5 protein-coding genes are annotated in these 4192 nt (G+C 39.2%); 4 read left to right on the top strand and 1 reads right to left on the bottom strand.

Annotated features, from left to right (window positions below; all coding sequences use genetic code 11):
• Positions 1–109: 109 nt before the first annotated feature.
• Positions 110–742 carry a hypothetical protein gene (locus tag L1283_RS28210; protein WP_286848005.1) on the bottom strand — a complete coding sequence of 211 codons (633 nt, stop codon included), beginning with the start codon at positions 740–742 and terminating at the stop codon, positions 110–112.
• 213 nt (positions 743–955) lie between these two features.
• On the opposite strand from L1283_RS28210, the gene L1283_RS28205 reads away from it, so the two are divergent.
• The 4 genes from L1283_RS28205 to L1283_RS28190 all read left to right on the top strand — a co-directional run bounded on the left by L1283_RS28205 (position 956) and on the right by L1283_RS28190 (position 4047).
• Entirely contained in the window at positions 956–1276 is a 321-nt protein-coding gene (locus L1283_RS28205) for an ArsR/SmtB family transcription factor (RefSeq protein WP_088161133.1), read from the top strand.
• A 1-nt stretch (position 1277) separates the two neighbouring features.
• Positions 1278–1742 carry an SRPBCC domain-containing protein gene (locus L1283_RS28200; RefSeq protein ID WP_145327413.1) on the top strand — a complete coding sequence of 155 codons (465 nt, stop codon included), beginning with the start codon at positions 1278–1280 and terminating at the stop codon, positions 1740–1742.
• Between the two features lie 8 nt (positions 1743–1750).
• A complete protein-coding gene (locus L1283_RS28195) occupies positions 1751–2335 on the top strand; it encodes a YdeI/OmpD-associated family protein (RefSeq protein WP_286848008.1) in 585 nt (194 codons plus the stop codon).
• Positions 2336–2487: 152 nt separating this feature from the next.
• Entirely contained in the window at positions 2488–4047 is a 1560-nt protein-coding gene (locus L1283_RS28190) for a sulfatase family protein (protein ID WP_286848010.1), read from the top strand.
• The last annotated feature ends 145 nt before the right edge of the window (positions 4048–4192 follow it).

Here is a 4192-nt window from a genome sequence, read left to right as displayed (position 1 = left end):
TGCTTGCTTGCTTGCTTGCTTGCTTGCTTGCTTGCTTGCTTGCTTGCTTGCTTGCTTGCTTGCTTGCTTGCTTGCTTGCTTGCTTGCTTGCTTGCAGTGATCAACACATTTAGTTGGCCAGCCACACAAAAAGTAGAATAAGCCATTGCGCAAGAATACATAGCCAAAATGGTTTGCTACTTGGTTCTGTTAAGATTTCGAGTACCTGGATAAACTTCGATCGTACGATCGCATAAAAGCTATCGTTTTTGTCTAAATCGAGGGCATCAAATCTCACTTTATTCAGACCAAAAATGACAATTCGTCGCACCCAAGGGCTCTCGATTTTATTATTTTTCACGTCATTGATCAATTTAAGTTTTGCAAAAGAATAATCAGCGACATTTTGTATTACATCGGGCTGATTCGATTGAAAAATTAATAATACTTTATCAAATGCCGGAAGAATGAGATCATCCTGCCTTTCTTCTACAACAAGACTTGCAATCTTTGAAAATACATATTTGTTGCTAAAAATAAAAAGTAGTACAGGTAGCAGGATCAGTCCAATCAGCCAAATGAATTTAGCTGCGGCTTGCGCAGGACTGACCGTCAAAAAGAAAGCTTCATGACTAGCCTTAAACTGAAAACTGCCAACCACCAAATACAGTAAAGTCGAAACAATAGCCAGCAAATAATATTTGACTAAGGTTTTCGTCCCCAATACGCTTAATTTTTTTAAATACGATAACTGTGTTTTCATCCTGCTATAATTAATTACGCTAATTTAACATTATTCACCAAACATTGATCCATAGGTTTAATTCCCGATCGCTTTCATTTTAAATTCGCCAGGAAAAAATTTTTATTCGTTGATCCACGTTAGCTCCACCCCCAGCTATTCCGTTACAAATAATTTATAAAAAATTTGCGTAGCCAAATAACTACACTTATATTAGTAGTCAAATAAATCAATATGAACTTAAGACGAGATGTTTTCCAAGCTATAGCAGACCCAACCAGAAGAGCGATCTTACTTCTTCTAGCCTCACAAGCCATGACTGCTGGTGCAATTGCAGCCAATTTCAATACGGCAAGACCGACCGTTTCAAAACATTTGCAAATATTGACGGAATGTGAATTATTAAAGTTTCAACAAAATGGACGCGAGATATATTATCAACTCAACCCATCGAAGATGAAAGAAATTGCGGATTTTATTGAACCTTTCCGTCAAATGTGGGACGACAGATTCAATAAATTGGAAGCTATTATGCAAAACTACAAAGACAAATAATATGGAGCCAAAAACTAACGTCCAGGCGGAGGATAATAAACAGGAGATTGTCATTACAAGGGAATTCGATTTACCTGTTGAACTGCTCTTCAAAGCATATGAGGATCCCGAAATTTTCGAGCAGTGGATGGGAACCAAAGTCCTGAAATTGGAAAATAAAAAGCATGGCTCCTATGCCTTTGAAACTTCGCACAACGGCCAGGTCATGTTCAAAGCAAATGGAGCGATACACGAATTCCTCCCCAATCAACGCATCACACGGACTTTTGAAATGGAAAACAGCACATTTCCCGTACAGTTGGAATATTTAACATTTGAAAAAATAAGTGCAGAACGCAGCAGGCTTCACATCCATATAATATTTCAGTCGGTCGCATTTCGGAACCAGCTGTTACAGATGCCTTTTGCGCGAGGAATCAATATGGCGCACAACAGATTACAAGAAATTCTTGCTAAACTTACCTAAAGCACTACATGATGAATCTAAAAATTGAACATTTTTTTGAAAATGCGACAAGATGGAATGAAGAATTCAATCTGTTGAGAGAAATTGTCCGTGGCAATAAAACACTGCAAGAGGATTATAAATGGATGCATCCTTGTTATACATTTGAAGGTAAAAATGTCGTATTGATACACGGGTTTAAAGAATACTGTGCGCTGCTATTCCATAAAGGTGCATTATTAAAAGATCCCAAAAATATACTGATCCAGCAAACCGAAAATGTTCAGTCAGCCAGACAGCTTAGATTCACCTCTATTGAGCAGATAGAATCATTGCGAGAAGTGATATCGACATATATTCAGGAGGCCATCGAAATTGAAAAATCAGGCAAGAAAGTTGACATGCGAAAAGCTGCCGATTACCCTGTAGCGGAAGAATTTAAGCGCGCCTTACTTGAAGACCCTTTACTTCAAAAAGCTTTTCAATCCCTTACACCAGGTCGACAAAAAGGGTATCTATTCTACTTTAACCAGGCAAAACAAGAGAAAACACGTGAGGCGAGAATCGAAAAATATTACCAGCATATTCTAGATGGAAAAGGTATCGATGACTAACATATTTATTACAGTTTATCCATTATATATTTGTCTATAAAGAGTAGATTTGTCTACAATCAAATAGACAGAACCAGACCAAGACGAACGATTATAACTATTATTGCAATCCGATATAGTCAATTCGTCGACTAATATATAGCTGAATTCACATGAATAAAAAATTTGTATTGCTCATCTGCGGCCTATTGCCCATTTTTTCACAAGCACAGAAAAAGAACAACGCAACACAACGCCCCAATATCGTCTTTATCCTAACGGACGATTTCACAGCCCAAGCATGGGGCGTATATGGCGGTATTTTAAAAGATTTTGTCAAAAATCCGAATATTGAAAAATTAGCCAGTCAGGGGGCGGTACTCAATAATACATTCTGTACCAATTCAATTTGCACCCCTAGCCGTGCAAGCATACTGACAGGACAGTACAGTAATAAAAACCAAGTCTACACACTGGAAGATGCGTTGGATCCCGATAAGGAAAATATCGCCAAGGATCTGCATAATGCGGGCTACCAAACTGCTGTGTTTGGGAAATGGCATCTAAAAAAAAGGCCAAGTGGATTTGACGATTTTAAAGTTCTTCCTGGACACGGTGTTTATCATAACCCGACTTACCTCTCTAAAGACAACTGGAATGATAAGGAAGAGGCCGGTACACCTTACGAAGGCTATGTAGATGATATCACCACAACGATGAGTCTGGATTGGTTAAAATCACGCAACCCCGATAAACCCTTCTTCTTAATGTGTCATTACAAAGCGACGCATGAACCCTTTGATTTTGCCGAGCGATTCAAAGATTACTACAAAGATGTGGAGTTTCCTTATCCCCCAACATTTTTGGATTCAGGAGCAATCACAACTGGACGCTCTTTTGAAGGGCAGCCCTTGGAGGAGCTTGGCCACCGTTATGAGCAAGCTTCGGTAGGCCCTTTTTGGACGTCTTATCCTGAGCTTCCGTTTTCAACAAAAGGAATGGACCCTTTGGAAGCCCGCAAAAAGATCTACCAAAAGTTCCTCAAAGATTATCTGCGTTGCGTCGCTGGAATCGATGATAATCTAGGGAAAATTATGCGCTATCTTACAGCGGCAAATTTGGACGAAAATACCGTTGTGATCCTGGCTTCCGACCAAGGATACTTCTTAGGAGAACACAATTTTATGGATAAACGATTGATGTACGAAGAATCACTGCGCATGCCTTTTGTGATCAGCTACCCCAAAGAAATCAAAGCTGGTAGTCGATTAGACGACATGATTCTAAATATCGATTTCGCTGCACTATTTGCAGACTATGCCGGCATCAAAAAACCCGCCTACATCCAAGGCGAAAGCTTCCGGAATAACCTCAAAGGAAATACATCCAAAGCATGGCGGTCTGCCATGTATTACCGTTACTGGCAACATGCACCAATACGCCCGGCGCATCTTGGAGTCCGTGATGAACGCTACAAACTGATCTATTTCTATGGACAGCCATTAGAAATGACGGGCAGCGACTCCAAAACAACAGCTCCTGCTTGGGAATTCTATGACCTGCAGCAAGATCCCATGGAAACACACAATGCCATTCTAGACAAAAAATATGTCAAAGAAATTGCCAGGTTGAAGAAAAAGTTGGCTAAACTTAAAGCTGAAGCGGGCGATGATGATGCAACAAGGGCAGCTTTTCAGCAGGTTCTCAAACAAGAATACTTAATCGTTAAATAATTAAATGCAAACGATGGATTTGAAGTATATATTTTCTTTTATATCATTCTTATTTAGTCTCTCCTTAAACCATCTATAATTTACTGATTATTAGTATTTTGGGTTTAAAATAGCTTGTTTTTTATTGCAAGAATTTGTATCTTAG

Source organism: Sphingobacterium sp. HSC-15S19 (assembly GCF_050433745.1).
Lineage (GTDB): Bacteria > Bacteroidota > Bacteroidia > Sphingobacteriales > Sphingobacteriaceae > Sphingobacterium > Sphingobacterium siyangense.
This window is presented reverse-complemented; position numbering and strand designations above follow the sequence as displayed.

Coding starts and splice junctions, on each gene's coding strand:
- L1283_RS28210 (WP_286848005.1), bottom strand. CDS start 742: ATGAAAACACAGTTATCGTATTTAAAAAAATTAAGCGTATTGGGGACG.
- L1283_RS28195 (WP_286848008.1), top strand. CDS start 1,751: ATGATGAATCTAAAAATTGAACATTTTTTTGAAAATGCGACAAGATGG.
- L1283_RS28190 (WP_286848010.1), top strand. CDS start 2,488: ATGAATAAAAAATTTGTATTGCTCATCTGCGGCCTATTGCCCATTTTT.
- L1283_RS28200 (WP_145327413.1), top strand. CDS start 1,278: ATGGAGCCAAAAACTAACGTCCAGGCGGAGGATAATAAACAGGAGATT.
- L1283_RS28205 (WP_088161133.1), top strand. CDS start 956: ATGAACTTAAGACGAGATGTTTTCCAAGCTATAGCAGACCCAACCAGA.